This window comes from Streptomyces pallidus (ex Mingjun et al. 2026), from assembly GCF_051550185.1.
Lineage (GTDB): Bacteria > Actinomycetota > Actinomycetes > Streptomycetales > Streptomycetaceae > Streptomyces.
In genome coordinates this window covers 3,676,402-3,693,016 of sequence record NZ_CP196181.1, presented here as the reverse complement: position 1 = coordinate 3,693,016, position 16,615 = coordinate 3,676,402, and the positions used below count along the sequence as shown (strand labels likewise).

Genomic DNA, 16,615 nt, shown 5'->3' with positions numbered 1-16,615 from the left:
AACCCGATCGGGTGCGTCCGCCGGCCGGACACCGCTTCCACCGGCACACCGCCGGACCGCTGCGGATGCCGCCCGCCCCTCACGGGAGGACAGTGGAGGGACGTACGCCGTGCGATGCCGGAGGAGGATCAGGTCATGGCCAAGAAGGCGCGTGCCGGTACGGCACAGGCCGCGGAGCGGGAGCACGAGCGGGCGAAGAACACGGCCGCCGAGGCCCGCGCCAAGTCCGCGGCCCGCGAGGCGCAGTCCCTGTCGGCGAAGACGAGAGGCATGCAGCAGAAGTCCCAGGCCAAGCGCGGCTGACCCCGCCGGGCCCTACGCTGGCCCCATGCGGATGACCGTACGGGGCGCCCGGCTGCTGCACGCCGACCGCCCCGGTGTGCTGCGCCCCGGCCTGTACGAGGTCCGGGTCGGCCCGGACGGCAGGATCGCCCGGATCTCCCCGGACGGCGCCGCCGCCGATCCTTCCGCGCCGCCGGCCGCCGGCGTGCTCGTCGAGGCGGACGGCGGGCTGCTCACCGCCCCCTTCGTCGAACCGCACATCCACCTGGACACGGCCCTGACCGCGGGGGACCCCCGCCCCAACGCCTCCGGCACCCTGTGGGAGGGCATCGCCTGCTGGAGCGCCCGCAAACGCACCCTGACCCGCGAGGACGTCGTCGCCCGGGCCACCGAGGTGCTGCGCTGGCAGGCCGCCCAGGGCGTCCTGCACGTGCGGACCCACTGCGACGTCACCGACCCGCAGCTCACCGCACTGGACGCGCTGCTGGAGGTCCGCGACCGGGTCCGGGAGTTCATGACCCTCCAGATCACCGCCTTCCCCCAGGAGGGCATCCTCTCCTTCCCGGACGGCGAGGCGCTGCTGCGCGCGGCCGCGGCCCGCGGCGCCGACGTCGTCGGGGCGATCCCGCACTTCGAGGACACCCGCGAGGACGGGGTCGCGTCCCTGGGCATCGCCTTCGCCGTCGCCGACGAGCACGGCCTGCGCGTCGACGCCCACTGCGACGAGATCGACGACGAGCACTCCCGGTTCGTGGAGGTGCTGGCCGCGCTCGCCCTGCGCTCCGGGCTGCGGGAGCGCGCGACCGCCTCGCACACGACGGCGATGGGCTCCTACGGCGGCGCGTACAGCCTCAAACTCCAGCGGCTGCTGGCCCGTTCCGGGATCGGGCTGGTCGCCAACCCGTTCGCCAACCTCAACCTCCAGGGCCGCTTCGACGCCTACCCCAAGCGGCGCGGCCTCACCCAGGTCAAGGAGATGCTGGCCGCCGGCGTCAACGTCGCCTTCGGGCACGACGACGTGATGGACCCGTGGAACGCGCTGGGCACCGGAAACCCGCTCCAGACCGCCCTCGTCGGCCTGTACGCCGCCCAGCTGACCGGCGCCGACGAGATCCCGGAGGCGTACGCGATGGTGACGGACCGCGCCGCGCGCATCCTGGGGCTGACCGCCGCCGAGTACGGGATCGCCGAGGGCGCGGCCGGCTCCTTCGTCGTGCTGCCCGCCCCCACCCCGACGGAGGCGATCCGCCGCCAGGTCCGGCCCCGGTACGTCGTGGCGCACGGGAAGGTGGTCGCGCAGACGCCGCCGGCGCCGACCCTGCTGTCCTGGCCGGGGGAGGAGCCGGCCGAGGTGGACTTCGGCCGTCCCCACGGCGAACAGGGCGAACTCCCCTGAGGAGCAGGATCGGTGACACCGCGTCGGCCGCGCGGCGCGGCCGGGGGAGGGTCGGGCCCGCCGGTAGCCTCTCGGCCATGTCGTGGGACGAGGACGGAACACCGCACCCCCTCGCGCGGCGCCGCAGCGGCCGCAGCGAACAGGAACCGGACCGGCTGCCCGAGGTCCGCGAGCTGGAGGTGCTCGGCTGGGAGCCCGCGCCCGAGGAAGCGGCCTGGGTGTTCCTGCCGTACGTCTGGCCCCCGCAGGCCCGCACCTGGATCCCCGACCGGTCCACGCACTGGGCGGTGGACACCCGCCTCGACGGGCACGGGCACATCACCGGGGTGCACGCCGCCCCGCTGCCCGACCCGGACCTGCACGACCTCGACCGCGAGACCGACGAGGCCGTCGCCGCCCTCGGCCTGCCGCCCCGGCCGCCCGGCCGGCTGTGGCTGCTGCGCCCGGTCGGCCCCCACACCACCGTCGGCGGGGTCCTGGAGCACCTGCGGGCGGTGGCCGCCGGGCGCGGGGTGGAGGTCGCCGCCTCGGCGGTCTTCATGGAGCTGGTCCGGGCGGAGCTGGCGGCCCTGGCCGCCCGGGAGTAGCCCGGCGGGACGAGCAGGGCGCGCGGCGCGATCCGGGTGACCGGCCCGCCCGGCTCCCCGGTGCCGCCCCCGGGGCGTAGGCTCGCGGCCATGCGCATCCGCCTGCACCAGATCGTCGTGGACTGCCGGGAGCCGGCGCAACTGGTCCGGTTCTGGGCGCGGCTGCTGGAGGCCGAGCCGGTCGACCGGGCCCGCGGCTGGTCGCACGTGGAGCTGCCCGGAGTGGCGCGGCTGGCGTTCCAGCCGGTGCCCGAGGACAGGGCCGGGAAGAACCGGCTCCACCTCGACCTGGCGGCCGACGACGTGGCCGCTGCCGCGGCGCGGGCCGTGGAGCTGGGCGCCACCGCGGTCGGCGGCCCGGTCACCGACGACCAGGGCTCGTTCCAGGCGATGCGCGACCCGGAGGGCAACGAGTTCTGCTTCGTCTCCGGATGACGCCTGACGCCTGACGCCTCACGCCTGACCGCTGACTGCCGACCGCTGACAGCTGGCGAGAACCGGTACGCGTTCGCGGGCCGGCCGGTCCCCTGCGGCCACCGTCCGGAGGCCGGCCGCGGCGTGTCCCGCGGCCCGTGCCGGTGGTGTGACTCGTCCTGTGGCACGGCATTCCCGGCCGGTTAGGCCCCGCCGCGGTGTTCGCCGTGGGATGTGTCGGATTCCCTTATTTTTTCCAGACCGGCACCAAATCCCGCAGTCTGTAAAGTGGAATTTCCGCCAACGGCCGTCTTGAGAAACCTCTGAGGAGTCGTCAATACTGCTGGCCTGCAAGAAAGTTCAAGGGTCATGTACTGTGACTGACGTCGCATCAATCGGACTGCCGCGGCGTTAACGATCATTGCTAGAGTCCGAAACCGGACAGCCGATATTTTCGGTGTGCCGGAATTGGGCCGCGGAATCAGTGATCACCATTCCGGGGCTTGCCGGCCGCTCGGACGCCGTCGCGGCGCCCGACGCGCAACCATGCCCGTCGCCTCCGACGACCTCGGACAGGGCGGGCCGATACGGGGAAGGGCCGTGCCTCATGACGTATGACACCTCCGGGGTAATCGCCGAGCTGGAGAGCCGCAACCTGCTCCCGGCCGCGTACGAGACCGTGTTCGCCAGCGGCTCCCTGATCAGAGGCTGGGGCAACCCGACCAGCGACCTCGACGTCCACGTGGTCACCAAGGACGTCTGGACCAGCACGATCGACGAGACCAACCACGTGGCCCTGGAGCCCAACACGCTCCAGTACGAGGGCACCTTCGTCGACGGCCGCCGCTGGGACGTCGAGTACTGGACCTCCTCCCAGCTCGAACAGGTCCTCGCGAAGGTCTCCCGCGAGCAGTTCGCCGACGAGCAGGGCAGCTGGCGCACCCTCAGCTACCACGAGATCGCCATGCTGGAGCGGCTGCCCTACGCGGCCGCCGCCGACGACGGCGCGTGGCTGGAGCGCACCCGCGAGCGGCTCGCCGCGTCGGCCCACCGGTCCGTGCTGATCGTCAACTCGCTGAAGCAGGCGGACAGCTACACCGAGGACACGGCCGGCCAGATCGCCCGCGGCGACCTGCACAGCGCGGTCATCGCCAGCCGCAACGCCTTCAACCACGCGGTCGACGCGCTCGCCGCGAGCCTGGGCCAGTTCGGCAGCCTGTGGCCCAAGTGGCGCGCCCGGCGGATGGAGATCCTCGACCCGGAGCTGCTGCCGTTCGACGCGTACTGGGCCATCGAGACCATGCGCTCCTTCGACCCGGACGACCCGCAGAAGTGGATCGAGGAGACCATCGCCGTCTGCCAGCGGATCTCCATGGAGGTGTCGGTCTGATGCCGTTCGACGACAGCACCGCGGTGGGCCCCGACTCGGTGGCCTCCCTCCCGCTCAACGTGAAGATGCGCAACCACCGCGGCGTCATGGTCGTCGGAGGGTACGAGCACTTCTTCGAGCTGACCGGCCCCGCCGTCTCGATCTGGCGGGGGATCGACGGGAAGCGGACGGTACGCGACATCGCCGCACTGATCGCCGAGGAATACGACATCGATCAGGAGTCCGTCGTCCCGGACATCGTGGAGCTTTTCACGGAACTCGCGCGACACGATGTCGTGAAAATCGCCTGAGGCCTGAGGCGGTATTCCCGGCGCCGGGCCGAACGGGGCAGGGATCCCCTTGTTCGCGGCCCGTGGATTTGAATATCGGGGGCATCACATGCTGGACGATCTCCAGTTCGATGTATTCGGTCCGCTGACGGTACGGCGGGCCGGAGAGTTAATCGAGATTCCGCAGGCGAAGCACCGGGTCGTCCTGGCGTCCCTGCTGCTGCGGGCGGGCCGCACGCTCACGGCGGAGGAGCTGATCCAACAGCTCTGGGGCGGCGAGCCGCCGCTGACCGCGCGCAAGACGCTCCAGGGCTACATCGCCCGCCTGCGCAAGGTCCTGGGCGCGGACGCGGTCGTCAGCCGGGCCTCCGGCTACGCCGTCGAGGCCGGGGGCGGGCGGCTCGACCTCGACCGGTTCAACGCCCTGCTGAAGAAGGCCGAGGCGTGCACCGAACCCGCCGAGCGGGCCCGGCTGTTCCGCGAGGCGATGGAACAGACCAAGGGCACCCCGCTCGTCGACATCCCCTCGGAATACCTCCAACAGGGGGACGGGGCCGCCCTGCTTGAACGCTGGTTGAACGCGACGGAAAACTGGGCCGACGCGGAAATGGCAGTGGGCCGGTACGCGGAAGTGCTGCCCCGGCTCAGGGCCCTCGTATCCGAGCACCCTTTCCGGGAAAGCGCATGGGGTCGGCTCATGACGGCCCTGTTCAAGGCGGGCCGCCAGGGCGAAGCCCTCAGCACCTATCAGGAGGCCCGCCGGCTGCTGTCGCAGGAACTCGGCGTCGAACCGGGCGCAGAGCTCCGCGCGGCGCACCGGCAGATCCTCGCCGGACCCGCCGCCCGGCCGGAGTCCGCGCCGGACCGGCCGGAGCCCGCCGCACCGGCCTTCGGCGCGGGCGCGGGCGCAGCCGCCGGCGCAGGCTCCCCGGGCCCGGCCTCCCCGTACACCCTGCCGCCGCGCCTCGCGGAGTTCGCCCGGCCCGCCGTCGAGGCGGAGCTGGGCCGGTGGCTGCGGGAGGTCTCCCGGGACGGCGGCGAGCGCACCGGGCCGCAGACCCTCGACCTGTACGGGGCGGCCGGGGTCGGCAAGACCACCATGGCGGTCCGCCTCGCCCACGCCGTGAGCCCCGTCTTCCCCGACGGGCAGCTGTACGCGGAGCTCCAGGACGGGCACGGCTTCCGGGAGCCGGCCGATGTGCTCGGCGAGCTGCTGCGCGCCCTCGGCGTCGCCCCCGCGGCCCTGCCCGGGGGACTCGCCGAACGAGTGGCCCTGTACCGGGGGCTGCTGTCCCACCGGCGGGTGCTGGTCGTCCTGGACGGGGCCCGCGACGAGGCCCAGGTACGGCCCCTGCTGCCGGCCTCGCCGACCTGCGCGGCCGTGGTGACCAGCCTGGAGATGCTGTCGACCCTCGGCGGCACCCGGCACGTCCGGCTCGGCCTGCTCTCGGAGGGGGAGTCCCTCGACATCCTGGGCCGGATGATCGGCCGGGAGCGGCTGGCCGCCGAGGAGCGGGCGGCCCGGGACCTGGTGCGGTACTGCGGCCGGCTGCCGCTGGCCGTCCGGATCGTCGGCGCGCGGCTGCTGGAGCGCCCGCACTGGAGCCTGGAGCAGCTCGCCCGCCGCATGGAGTCCGAGCGCCGCAGGCTCGACGAGCTGGCGGTCGGCGACCTCAGCGTCCGCGACAGCCTGGCCGTCGGCTACGCCGCCCTAGCCGCCCCCGAGCAGCGGGCCTTCCGCCTGCTCAGCCTGCTGGAGATGGCCTCGGTGTCGGTGCGGGTGGCGGCGGCCGCGCTCGGGCTGCCCGACGACCGCACCGAGGAGATCCTCGAACGGCTGACCGCCCAGCACCTGCTGGACGCCGACTTCGTCAAGGGCAGCGGGGTGCACTTCTCGTACCACGGGCTGGTCCGGCTCTACGCGCGGGAACTCACCTTCGACGCGGACTCCGTGCACAGCCGGCACGGCGCGGTGCAGGACGCGCTGGCCGCCTGGTACGCGCGCCCCGCGGGGGCGCTCGTCCCGCTGCGCGCCACCCCGACCGCACCCGTTCCGGGCCCGGCCGTCCGGGCCGCCGCCGCACTGCCACCGGAGCTCGGCTTCACGGCCTGAGCAGCCCCGCCCCGTACGCCCACGACACCCGGCCCGCCCGCACGTCCGCCCGACCCGCGCATTCCCCCTCCGTCCGTACGTACTGCACCCGCCTCATCCAGCTCTTTCCCCCACACCCGCCCCCGCCGCACCACCCGAGGCGCACCGCCCGCGGTCCCGCGGCGACGGGGGAGAACCGAGGAGAACGACCGTGATCGAACGCTATTCCCGGCCCGAGATGGCCGCGTTGTGGACCGAGGAGAACAAGTACGCCACCTGGGCCCGGGTCGAGGTGCTGGCGACGACCGCCCAGGTGGAGCTGGGCGTCGTGGACCGGGCCAGCCTCGACGACATCCGCCGCGCCCCCGTCCCCGCGGTCGAGCGGATCAGGGAGCTGGAGCGCACCCGCGACCACGAGATCCTCGCGTTCCTCGCCGCGTACACCGAGACGATGCCGCCGGAGTCCGCCCGCTGGGTGCACCACGGCATGACGAGCTACGACCTCGTCGACACCTCCCTCGGCCACCTCCTCGCCCGCTCCTGCGACCTCGTGCTGGACGCAGCCCGCGGCTTCGCGCAGCTGCTCGTGGAACGCGCCCTCGAACACTGGGACACCGTCTGCATCGCCCGCACCCACGGCATCCACGCCGAGCCCACCACCTTCGGCCAGAAGCTCGCCGTGCACGCCTTCGCCGTCGACCGCAGCATCAGGAGGCTGACCGCCGCCCGGGCCGCCGTCGCCGTGGGCACCCTCTCCGGCCCCGTCGGCACGTACGCGCACATCTCCCCGTACGTCGAGGAGTGGGTCTGCGCGCAGCTCGGCCTCGGCGTCGAGCCGGTGCCCACCCAGGTCGTGGCCCGCGACCGGCACGCCGAGCTGCTGTCCGCGCTCGCCGTGACCGGGGCCGTCGTGGAGCAGTTCGCCCTGGAGATGCGGATGCTCCAGCGCACCGAGGTCGGCGAGGTCGACGAGCCGCGGACCAGCGCCTACCAGGGGTCGAGCGCGATGCCGCACAAGCGCAACCCGACCACGAGCGAACGGCTGTGCGGCCTCGCCCGGATCCTGCGGGCCAACGCCGGGGCGGCGTACGAGAACGTCGCCCTGTGGCACGAGCGGGACCTCGCCCACTCCTCCGTGGAGCGGGTCATCCTCCCCGACAGCCTGACCGCGGCCCACTACCAGCTGGTGTCGGCGGTCGAACTGCTGCGGGGGCTGCGGGTGTTCCCGGAGCGGATGGCCCGCAACATCGACGCCACCCGCGGCCTGGTCTACAGCTCCGAGGTGTTCCTGGACCTGGTCGCCCGGGGCCGGGACCGCGAGGAGGCCTACCGGCTCGTCCAGGCCGCCGCCACGGAGGCGTGGGAGCAGGAGTCGGCCCTGGCCGACCGGCTCGCCGCCCGCGGGGTCGTGGTCACCGCAGAGCAGTTCGACCCGCGGCGCTTCCTCGGAAACCGCGACCACCTGAAGTCCCGACTGAACGAACTGAGCAAGGAGCTGCAGAGCCATGTGGAAGTGTGAGCCCGTCGTCGGTGCCAGCCTCGACGTCACCGAGGTGATCGCCCTCTACCGCGCGTCGACCCTCGGCGAGCGCCGCCCCATCGAGGACGTCGAGCGCTTCACCCGCATGCTCGCGGGCGCCAACCTCGTGATCACCGCCCGCCTCGACGGCCGCCTCGTCGGCATCGCCCGCTCGGTCACCGACGGCTCGTACGTCACGTACCTGAGCGACATCGCCGTGGACGTCGAGTTCCAGCGGCAGGGCGTGGGCCGGGACCTGATCCGGGCCACCCGCGAGGCCGCACCGCAGGCCAAGCTCGTGCTGCTGTCGGCGCCCGCAGCCGTCGACTACTACCCGCACGTCGGGTTCACCCGGCACGAGTCCGCCTGGACCCTCGATGCGCTCGGCTGAGGCCGGGCGCCGCGGGACCGGAGGCTGCTTCCCGGTCCCGAACCGCCGTCGAATCACGTTCCGTAGGTGACGACCATGCTTCTGAAGACGCCCGGTTTCGATGCCCAGGTCACGGCGGCCGCCGCGCGGGCCCGAGGCTGCTCGCTGGCCGCCGACGCCATCCGCATAGCGGCCACGCTGGACGGGATGGTCCCCGAGCAGGTCGGCCGAGCGGCCATGGGGCTCGGCGAGCGCGTGTACACCGAGCTCGCCGAGTCGCAGGCCGCCGGGTTCGTCCCCTCCGCCGACCCGGCCGCCGGACCGTCCGCCGACACCGCCGACGCGGGATCGGACGGCGCGGACGACGCGGCCGCGGACGGGGCCGGGGACCTGCTGATGCTGACCGAGACCGGCCGGCTGCGCGTCGTCCCGGCCGGCACCCGGCCGGCGTCCGGCGGCGAGGGGGCCGAAGCCCTCGGCACCCTCAAGTGGCAGTCCCGCCCGCAGTCCCTGGGCCGGCTCTTCGCCCTCGCCCGGGACGTAGAGCGGCTCCAGTTCGAGGAGGTCCACCGCTGGCTCGCCCAGCAGGACCCCGAGGCGGTCCGCCGGCGCATCGACGCCACCAGCCACGCCCTGGTCCACATGGCACCCGTGCTGCTGTACGTCGGCGACCGCTGCTACAGCAACCTCGGCCGGTTCAGCAACCTGCCCGGCCGGTCCATGGCACCCGACGCCGAGGGCTCCGTGCTGACCGTGCTGCGGCGGACGCCCGCCGCACAGTGGTCCCCCGAGGACGCCGTGTTCGTCGTGTGCCTGCACGCCCTCATCAGCTCCGGGTCCCCGGTCCGGGCCGAGGAGTTCAACGGCGTGCAGCTCGCCCCCGACCTGCTCGCCGGCTTCCTGCGCGAGCGCATCGGGGCGTACGGCGCCGAGGTCCCCGAGGTGGCCGGCGAGCCGACCGGGGCCGCGCTCGACCTGCTCGCCGCGGCCTGCGCCGCCGGGCGGGCCCGGCTGCTCGACCGGGGGGCCGTCTTATACAGGGAGATCAACGGGGCCTCCCTGCACAAGCGGGAGCGGATCATGCCCGAGGCCCCGTCCTGGGACGAGCTCCCCCGCCCGGTGGCCGACCTGCTGGCGGAGACCGCCGGCCGGCCGCTGCCCGCCGACGCCCCTCCCGCGGCCGCCGCGGCCCACGCGGCGGAGGTCGTCGGGCAGGTGGTGCGGCAGGCCGCGCCGGCCGGGTTCACGACCCCGTACGAGGGGTTCCTGCACCGCTTCTTCGCGACCGCGGCCGACGCCCTGGACTGCGACGTCGCCATGGGCCGCGGACCCAGGAGCGTGGCCGCCCTGCACAGCACCGTCCCCGCCGAGGCGCGGGTCGCCCTGGCCACCCGCGACTTCTACTGCTGCGTGGCGCCCGGCCGGGACTTCGCCGACCGGTTCGCGCAGGACCGGGCCGCCCTCGCCAGGACCCTGTCCGCGTACAGCGCGCGGATGCGCTACAACACCTGGCACTACCTGCCGCACACCATGTCCTGGACCGAGCAGACCCCGCGGCGCGACGACTGGTTCTTCGCGCCGATGACGGCCGACATCACCAACTGGTCCGACCAGCACCACACCGGGCACGTCACCTTCGGCGTCCGGCACGCCCTGCGCGTACCGCTCGGCATCGTGCTGGAGGGGGCGTACCGGCCCGGCCTGTACGACCTGCGGCTGCTGCGCACCACTGGCGACGAGTTCGAGCTGCCGGAGCTGCGGGCCGCCATGGTCACGGGCCGCATGCAGGCCCTGCTCCACCAGGCGGCCGCCGACCGGGGCCTGGAGGTCGGCGACTTCGACAACGGCTGGTACCGGGACTTCCATGGCGCCTGACCCGCGGTTCGCCGACGCCCGCACCCTCCGTGCCCGGTACGCGGACGGCAGCCTGCTCCCCTCGGAGCACCTGGCGGCCACCTTCGCGCTGCTGGAGCAGTGGGAGCCGTACCTCGGGGCGTTCCTCACCGTCGCCCGGGAGCGGGCGACGGCCGAGGCCGCCGGCGCCGACCGGCTCCTGCACCGGCACGGGGCGGCCGCCTGGCGGGACCGGCCGCTGCTCGGCATGCCGGTCTCGGTCAAGGACCTCACACCGACGGCGGGCCTGCGCACCACCCGCGGCTCCCTGCTGCACGCGGACACCGTCCCCGACCGGGACGCCCCGGCGGTGGCCCGGCTGAGAGCCGCCGGGGCCGTGGTCATCGGCAAGACCAACACCAGCGAGGGCGGCTGGAGCGCGGCCTCCGCCAACCGGCTCCAGGGCCCCACCCGCAACCCGTGGGACCTCACCCGCACCCCCGGCGGCTCCAGCGCCGGCGCGGCCGCCTCGGTGGCGGTCGGGGTCGGCGTCGGCGCCACCGGCACCGACGGCGCGGGCTCGATCCGCATCCCCGCCGCGTTCTGCGGGGTCGTCGGCTTCAAGCCCTCGCTGGGCCGGATCCCGTACCTGCCGCAGAGCCCCGAGGAGCTGTCCCACCTGGGCCCGCTCACCCGGACGGTCGCGGACGCCGCCCTGCTCACCCAGGTGATGTCCGGCCCCGACGTACGCGACCCGCTGTCCTGCGGGCTGCCCGCCGGCCTCGCCGCAGGCCCCGGCGGCGACCCGGCCGCCGACCTGGACGCCGCGGCCGGGCGGCTCCGCGGGCTGCGGATCGGCTGGATCCCCTCGCTCGGCGAGCCCGCCCCGCAGCCCGGCACCGCCGCCGTCGCCCGCCGGGCCGTGGAGGTCCTCGCCGGCCGGGACCACACCGTCGAGGAGATCCCGCCCCCGTTCGAGGACCCGTACCCGGCGCTGGAGACGATCCTCGCCGGCTGGGAGGCCGCCGCCCACGCCGCCGACCTCGACGAGGTCGCGGACCGGCTCGACCCCGGCCGGCTGGAGGTCATCCGGTACGGGCGCGGCCTCAGCGCCGTACGCCTCGCCCAGGCGTACGAGACCCGCAGCCGGCTGCGGGCCGACGCCCAGGCCCTGATGGAGCGGTACGACCTGCTCGCCATGCCGACCGTGGGCGTCGCCCCGTTCGCCGCGGAGCGGCACGAGCCGGCCGACCCGGTCCGCAAGGGCGCCCTGTCCTGGCTGGCCTGGGCGCCCGAGGCCTACACCTTCAACCTGACCGGCCAGCCGGCCGTGTCCGTCCCCGCGGGCCTGTCCCCCGACGGGCTGCCCGTCGGCCTGCAACTCGTCGGCGCCCGCCACGCCGACCGCACCGTCCTCGCCGCCGCACGCCAGCTGGAGCAGGACCGCCCCTGGCACCACTGGTACCCGGCGCTCGCGCAGCACCGTCCGGAAGAGGAAACACGATGACGCAGACCAGATCCCCACAAGGCCCCGGCACGCCCCGCTACGCCCGCTTCGCCACCGGCAGCGTCGGCTTCGTCGCCCGGCACGGGCTGTGGAGCGACGCCCAGCGGGCGGCCGCGGACGCGATCGAGGGCACCCTGGCCACCCTCGACTTCGTCCGGGTCGGCTTCGGCGACCCGCACGGGCTGGTCCGCTCCAAGACCCTGACCGTCGACGCCTTCCGCACCGCCCTGCGCAACGGCATCGACATGAGCCCGGGCCCGTTCCTCTTCGACACCGGGCACGCCCTCGGCGTGGACCTGTTCGCGCCGGGCGGCGGCATCGGCATCCCCGAACTGACCGGCGGCGGCGACTTCCTGATCGTCCCCGACCCGCTCACCTTCAAGGTGCTGCCGTACACCGAGGCGGCCACCGGCTGGGTCATCGCCGACGAGTACCTGCGCGACGGCAGCCCCCACCCGCTGTCCAGCCGCGCCGTGCTGCGCCGCCAGTGCGAGCGCGCCGCCGCCCGGGGCCTGCAGTCCGTCGTCGGCCTGGAGGTGGAGTGGTACCTGACCCGGCTGGCCGCACCGGCGCCCGGCGCGGCCGCCGCGGCCGTCGGCGGCTTCGGCGTCCAGGGCGAGCCACCCGCCGTCGAACCCGTCAACGGCGGCTACCAGTTCAACCTCGACAGCTTCACCGACGGGCTGATGCACGTCGTCGCCCCGCTCGCCCGCGCCGTCCGCGAGCTGGGGCTGCCCCTGCGCACCGTCGAGCACGAATCAGGGCCCGGCCAGCTGGAGTTCACCTTCAGCCCGATGAACGCCCTGGACGCCGCCGACGCCATGCTCCTCTTCCGCACCGTCGCCAAACAGGTCTGCGCCCGGCTCGGCCACCACGCCTCGTTCATGGCCCTGCCCCGGCTCGACCGCTTCGACGCCAGCGGCTGGCACCTGCACCAGTCGCTGTTCGACACCGCGGCCGACCGCAACGCGTTCGTCCCCGACGGGGGCGGCGGCCCGCTCTCCGACCTGGGCCTCGGATACCTCGCCGGGCTCCTCGAACACACCGCCGGCACCGCACTGTTCTGCGTGCCGACCGTCAACGGCTACCGCCGCCTCGCCGAGCAGTTCTCGCTCTCCCCGGACCGCGTCGTGTGGAGCGCCGAGAACCGCGGCGCCCTCGTCCGCGTCCTCGGCGGCCCCGGCGAGGAGTCCACCCACGTCGAGAACCGCCTCGGCGAGCCCTGCGCCAATCCGTACCTCTACCTCGGCGCCCAGCTCGCCGCCGGCCTGGACGGCATCGAGCGCGGGCTGCGTCCCGGCGCGCCCGCCGAGGACCCGCACGCCCCCTCGGCCGCGCCCCTGCCCGGTGACCTGGCCGAGGCGGTCACCGCGATGCAGGACAGCGCGCTGGCCCGCGACCTGCTCGGCAAGCAGCTCCACGACTGCCTGGTGCAGCTCAAGCGCAGCGAGGTGGCCCGGTTCGAGGAGTGGTCGGCCGCCGCCGAGCCGACCGGGCCCGGCGAGGTCACGGCGTGGGAGCACCGTGAGTACTTCGCCGCGTACTGACCGGCCGTGCGGAAGCGGGCCCTCGGCGGGGCCCTCCGCGGGCCCCTCCCCGGCCCCGTCTCCGCGCCGGGCCCGGCCGCCGCGCCAGACTGAAACCACCCGAGCCCACCCGAAGCACCGCAACCACCGCGGCAGCGCATGACTTCCGTACGGCGACGCCCGTGGCGGATCTTCCGAAGGGATATGAACAGTGATCGTTGCGATGGACGGACCCGACGGCGCCGGCAAGAGCACGCAGGTCAAGCGCCTGCGCTCGTGGGCCGAGAGCCAGGGCCTGTCGTTCGCCCTGGCCGGCAAGTGGCAGGTCTTCGAGGAGGCGGAGGTCCCGCAGGCCCGCTTCCTGCGCGGCACCACCCTGGACGAACTGCGCGTCTGCATCGCCGAGATGCCGAACCCGGCCCGCATGCTCTTCCTCGCCTGGCTCAACTCCTTCGCCGCCGAGCGCGCCCGGGCCGCCGAGGCGGACCTCGTCGTCCTCGACGGCTACTGGATCAAGCACGCGGCCACCGAACTGCTCGCCGGCTGCCCGAAGGAGCTCGTGGACGGCATCGTGGGTGCGATGGCGCCCGTGGACACCGTCGTCTTCTTCGACGTGACCCCCGAGGAGGCGCTGCGCCGCAAGAAGGGCGACATCACCCCGTACGAGTGCGGCCGCGACCCCGAATGCCGGCCGGAGAGCTTCCTGACCCACCAGGCGGCCGTACGGGAGGTCATGCTGGAGTGGGCCGGGCAGCACGGCTGGGACGTCGTCCGGGCGAACACGGCCGAGGCGGCGGCCCAGCAGCTGCGCAAGCTGCTCGCGCCGAAGCTGGGCGTGCTGGTCAACCCCCGCCCGGCGGCCGACGCCCCGGTCGGACACTGATGGCACGCGACGGGCGGAGCCTGCGGCGCGGCCTCGCGGCCGCGCTGTTCGTGCGCTACCTCGGAGCGGGCAGCTGGGCACCCCTGCAGGTGCTGTTCTTCGTCCGCTCCGTGGGCCTGTCCACGGGCAACGTCGTCCTCGGGCTGACCGCCGCCGGCCTGGCCGGGCTGGCCGCCGGCCCGATCGTGGGCCGGCTCGCCGACCGGTTCGGGCCGCGCGAGGTGGGCATCGCCGGGCTGGTGGCACAGGCGGGCGCCGCCGCCGCGCTGCTGACCGTGGACGGCATGGGCGGCTTCCTCGTGGTGATCACCCTGATCGCCCTCGGGCGGGGCGCCTTCCCCGCGATCAGCGGCGCCCTCATCGCGTACGTCGGGGGCCCGGACAAGGTCGCCTACCGGGCGCGGATCTACTCCCTGCAGAACCTGGCCATGGTCTCCGGCTCGCTGCTGGGCGGCCTCGCACTCCAGGCCGACACCCGGACCGCGTACACCATCGCGATCTGCGCGGACGTGGTGTCGTACCTGGTGGCGGCGCTGCTGGTGGCACGGCTCCCGCACCTGCCGCCCGTGCCCCGGGAGTCCGGCGGCCGACAGCGCCACGCGCTCGCGGACAAGCCGTTCCTCGCCGTCAGCATGCTCGCGGGGACCCTGGTGATGTTCGACGTCTTCATGACCGTGCTGATGCCGGTGTGGATCGCCGAGTACACCGACGCGCCGCGCTGGACCGTGTCGCTGGTCTTCGCCCTCAGCTGCGGCCTGGTGGTGCTCCTGCAGACCAGGGTGGCCAGGGGCGTGGAGACCCCGCGTGACGGGGCGCTGGCGATGCGGCGCAGCGGGCCGGTGATCGCGGCGGCCATGGGGCTGGTCTTCGCCGCCGCGCACGTGAGCACGTACACGGCGATGGGGCTGGTCCTGGTCGGCACCGCGGCGCTCACGTTCGGCGAGATGCTGTTCACGGCGGGGGAGTACGCGCTGTCCTTCGGCCTGGCCCCGGAGCACGCCCAGGGCGAGTACCAGGGCGTGTTCTCCGTCGGGGTGGGCATCGGAGGGGCGGTGGCGCCGACGGTCCTGAACGCCCTGTGCCTGAGCGCGGGACCGGTCGGCTGGATCGCCCTCGTCGCGATCATGGTGGCGGCGGGTGCGGCGGTGCCGCCGGTGGCGGCCATCGCCGAACGCGGCCGGGGGCTGCGGGAGGCGGAGCCCCGCCCGACCGGCTGACCGGCCGACCGGGCGGGCGGCGCCGGGGCGGAGCCCGGTACGCGGCTGCGGGCGGGTCCTAGCCCCGGGCGGCCACCAGCCGGGCCACCTCGGACTCGATCCCCGCGTCGTGGGAGGCGTACTCCTCGCGCCGGGCCTTCTCCTCGGCGCGTACGCGGTCCAGGACCGGCCCGGACCAGGGGGCGTCGAGGACGACGCCCCACAGCGGCTGCAGCCGGGCGCCGCGCGTCACCTTGGCCTCGAAGGCGTCGCAGCTCAGGTCCAGCAGCCGGTACCCGTGCTCGGCCGCGTACTTCACCGCCTCGTAGTAGGTGAGGTTGAAGTAGAGCTTGGCCTCGCGGCCGATCGAGTCGTCCAGTCCGTGCGAGCGGGCGTACATGGTCCGGCCCCAGAAGAAGAACTGGGTGAAGCCCACCATCCGGTCGCCCTGCCAGGCGGTCAGCACCCGGCAGTCGTCGTCGAACAGCGGGGCCTGCTGGGCGAACCGCTCGGACTCGCTCTCGTCGGTGACCGGGTGCCCGTACCGGCGCAGCACCTGCGCGGACAGCGGGCCGAGCAGGTGGTGGCACTCGGACAGCCGCTGCACCTCGGTCCGGCAGCCGGCCTCCGCGTACCGCCGCATCTCCAGGCGCCGGGACTTGAACTGCCGCGCGGTGAACAGGGTGCGGTAGCCCTCCATCCCGTCCTCGGGGACGGGCAGCACGGCGGTGGCGTCCATCATCACCACCCGGTCGCGGGGGCCCAGCAGCGGCAGCAGCCGCTCCACGGACCCGTCCGTCAGGTAGAGCAGGGCCGTCAGCGCGCCGTCGGCCGCGCCGAGCTCCCGGAACCGGTCGAGCAGGGCGGCCGTGCCCGCCCCGGCCAGCGCACCCGGCGTGCCGGGGGCGACGACGACCTCGCTGGTGTAGCCGAGGCGGGTGCCGCCCAGCAGCAGGGGCCGCTCGGGCGTGGCGGGCTCGGCGGCGCCCGGGAAGAGCACGGCCGGGTCGTAGAAGTGCGGGACCTTCCCGGTGAAGCGGTGGGTGGGCAGGGCCGCGACGTACGCGCCGCCGGCGGTGGCGACCAGGTGCCGGGAGGTGGAGTCGGCGAGCTCCTCGCCGTACAGCAGCCAGCGGTGGCTGGAGTAGAGCGCCGCGTCCCCGGCGAGGGCGTCCCACTCGGCGGGCTGCGCCTCGCGGATCGAGCCGAGCTCCAGCACCTCGGGTCGCGCCCCGTCTGCCCCCTCTGCCGTTCCCGTCTCCGCCGCCCCTGCCGTTCCCGCCGCCCCTGCCGTCCCCGCCGTTCCAGCCGTCACCGCGCACGTCCTTCCGGTTCGTGGTCGAAGTTGCAG

15 protein-coding genes are annotated in these 16,615 nt (G+C 74.4%); 14 read left to right on the top strand and 1 reads right to left on the bottom strand.

What is annotated here, in order from left to right; translation table 11 throughout:
• Positions 1-135 precede the first annotated feature (135 nt).
• From ACSHWO_RS16100 to ACSHWO_RS16035, 14 genes are all read left to right on the top strand, one after another.
• On the top strand, positions 136-303 hold the full coding sequence (locus tag ACSHWO_RS16100; RefSeq protein ID WP_361097226.1) for a hypothetical protein: 168 nt from the start codon (positions 136-138) through the stop codon (positions 301-303).
• Positions 304-328: 25 nt separating this feature from the next.
• Positions 329-1,678: a cytosine deaminase gene (codA, locus tag ACSHWO_RS16095; protein WP_438312622.1), complete on the top strand. Its 1,350-nt coding sequence runs from the start codon at positions 329-331 to the stop codon at positions 1,676-1,678.
• A 77-nt stretch (positions 1,679-1,755) separates the two neighbouring features.
• Positions 1,756-2,265, top strand: a complete 510-nt coding sequence (locus ACSHWO_RS16090) for a DUF5956 family protein (RefSeq protein ID WP_438312620.1) — start codon at positions 1,756-1,758, stop codon at positions 2,263-2,265.
• A gap of 90 nt (positions 2,266-2,355) precedes the next feature.
• Entirely contained in the window at positions 2,356-2,700 is a 345-nt protein-coding gene (locus ACSHWO_RS16085) for a VOC family protein (protein ID WP_438312618.1), read from the top strand.
• Positions 2,701-3,286: 586 nt separating this feature from the next.
• Positions 3,287-4,069, top strand: a complete 783-nt coding sequence (locus ACSHWO_RS16080) for a hypothetical protein (protein ID WP_361097237.1) — start codon at positions 3,287-3,289, stop codon at positions 4,067-4,069.
• Positions 4,069-4,359, top strand: coding sequence for a PqqD family protein (locus ACSHWO_RS16075; RefSeq protein WP_361097240.1), 291 nt, complete (start codon positions 4,069-4,071; stop codon positions 4,357-4,359). Before ACSHWO_RS16080 ends, ACSHWO_RS16075 begins: the two co-directional genes overlap by 1 nt.
• A gap of 88 nt (positions 4,360-4,447) precedes the next feature.
• Complete coding sequence (locus ACSHWO_RS16070; protein WP_438312615.1) at positions 4,448-6,451, top strand: BTAD domain-containing putative transcriptional regulator; 2,004 nt, start codon at positions 4,448-4,450, stop codon at positions 6,449-6,451.
• 190 nt (positions 6,452-6,641) lie between these two features.
• Complete coding sequence (gene purB, locus ACSHWO_RS16065) at positions 6,642-7,949, top strand: adenylosuccinate lyase (protein ID WP_438312612.1); 1,308 nt, start codon at positions 6,642-6,644, stop codon at positions 7,947-7,949.
• Positions 7,936-8,340: a GNAT family N-acetyltransferase gene (locus ACSHWO_RS16060; protein WP_361097248.1), complete on the top strand. Its 405-nt coding sequence runs from the start codon at positions 7,936-7,938 to the stop codon at positions 8,338-8,340. Before purB ends, ACSHWO_RS16060 begins: the two co-directional genes overlap by 14 nt.
• A gap of 66 nt (positions 8,341-8,406) precedes the next feature.
• Positions 8,407-10,194, top strand: coding sequence for a hypothetical protein (locus ACSHWO_RS16055; RefSeq protein WP_438312609.1), 1,788 nt, complete (start codon positions 8,407-8,409; stop codon positions 10,192-10,194).
• On the top strand, positions 10,184-11,659 hold the full coding sequence (locus ACSHWO_RS16050; protein ID WP_438312607.1) for an amidase: 1,476 nt from the start codon (positions 10,184-10,186) through the stop codon (positions 11,657-11,659). The genes ACSHWO_RS16055 and ACSHWO_RS16050 overlap by 11 nt, the downstream gene beginning before the upstream one ends.
• A complete protein-coding gene (locus ACSHWO_RS16045) occupies positions 11,656-13,206 on the top strand; it encodes a glutamine synthetase family protein (RefSeq protein ID WP_438312605.1) in 1,551 nt (516 codons plus the stop codon). Before ACSHWO_RS16050 ends, ACSHWO_RS16045 begins: the two co-directional genes overlap by 4 nt.
• Before the next feature lie 202 nt (positions 13,207-13,408).
• Entirely contained in the window at positions 13,409-14,068 is a 660-nt protein-coding gene (locus ACSHWO_RS16040; protein ID WP_361097260.1) for a thymidylate kinase, read from the top strand.
• A complete protein-coding gene (locus ACSHWO_RS16035) occupies positions 14,068-15,285 on the top strand; it encodes an MFS transporter (protein ID WP_438312602.1) in 1,218 nt (405 codons plus the stop codon). The genes ACSHWO_RS16040 and ACSHWO_RS16035 overlap by 1 nt, the downstream gene beginning before the upstream one ends.
• A 58-nt stretch (positions 15,286-15,343) precedes the next feature.
• On the opposite strand, the gene ACSHWO_RS16030 is transcribed toward ACSHWO_RS16035, so the two are convergent.
• Positions 15,344-16,579 carry a GNAT family N-acetyltransferase gene (locus tag ACSHWO_RS16030; protein ID WP_438312601.1) on the bottom strand — a complete coding sequence of 412 codons (1,236 nt, stop codon included), beginning with the start codon at positions 16,577-16,579 and terminating at the stop codon, positions 15,344-15,346.
• Between the last annotated feature and the right edge of the window lie 36 nt (positions 16,580-16,615).

Coding starts and splice junctions, on each gene's coding strand:
- ACSHWO_RS16060 (WP_361097248.1), top strand. CDS start 7,936: ATGTGGAAGTGTGAGCCCGTCGTCGGTGCCAGCCTCGACGTCACCGAG.
- ACSHWO_RS16085 (WP_438312618.1), top strand. CDS start 2,356: ATGCGCATCCGCCTGCACCAGATCGTCGTGGACTGCCGGGAGCCGGCG.
- codA (WP_438312622.1), top strand. CDS start 329: ATGCGGATGACCGTACGGGGCGCCCGGCTGCTGCACGCCGACCGCCCC.
- ACSHWO_RS16100 (WP_361097226.1), top strand. CDS start 136: ATGGCCAAGAAGGCGCGTGCCGGTACGGCACAGGCCGCGGAGCGGGAG.
- ACSHWO_RS16080 (WP_361097237.1), top strand. CDS start 3,287: ATGACGTATGACACCTCCGGGGTAATCGCCGAGCTGGAGAGCCGCAAC.
- ACSHWO_RS16090 (WP_438312620.1), top strand. CDS start 1,756: ATGTCGTGGGACGAGGACGGAACACCGCACCCCCTCGCGCGGCGCCGC.
- ACSHWO_RS16050 (WP_438312607.1), top strand. CDS start 10,184: ATGGCGCCTGACCCGCGGTTCGCCGACGCCCGCACCCTCCGTGCCCGG.
- ACSHWO_RS16040 (WP_361097260.1), top strand. CDS start 13,409: ATGGACGGACCCGACGGCGCCGGCAAGAGCACGCAGGTCAAGCGCCTG.
- ACSHWO_RS16070 (WP_438312615.1), top strand. CDS start 4,448: ATGCTGGACGATCTCCAGTTCGATGTATTCGGTCCGCTGACGGTACGG.
- ACSHWO_RS16035 (WP_438312602.1), top strand. CDS start 14,068: ATGGCACGCGACGGGCGGAGCCTGCGGCGCGGCCTCGCGGCCGCGCTG.
- ACSHWO_RS16045 (WP_438312605.1), top strand. CDS start 11,656: ATGACGCAGACCAGATCCCCACAAGGCCCCGGCACGCCCCGCTACGCC.
- ACSHWO_RS16075 (WP_361097240.1), top strand. CDS start 4,069: ATGCCGTTCGACGACAGCACCGCGGTGGGCCCCGACTCGGTGGCCTCC.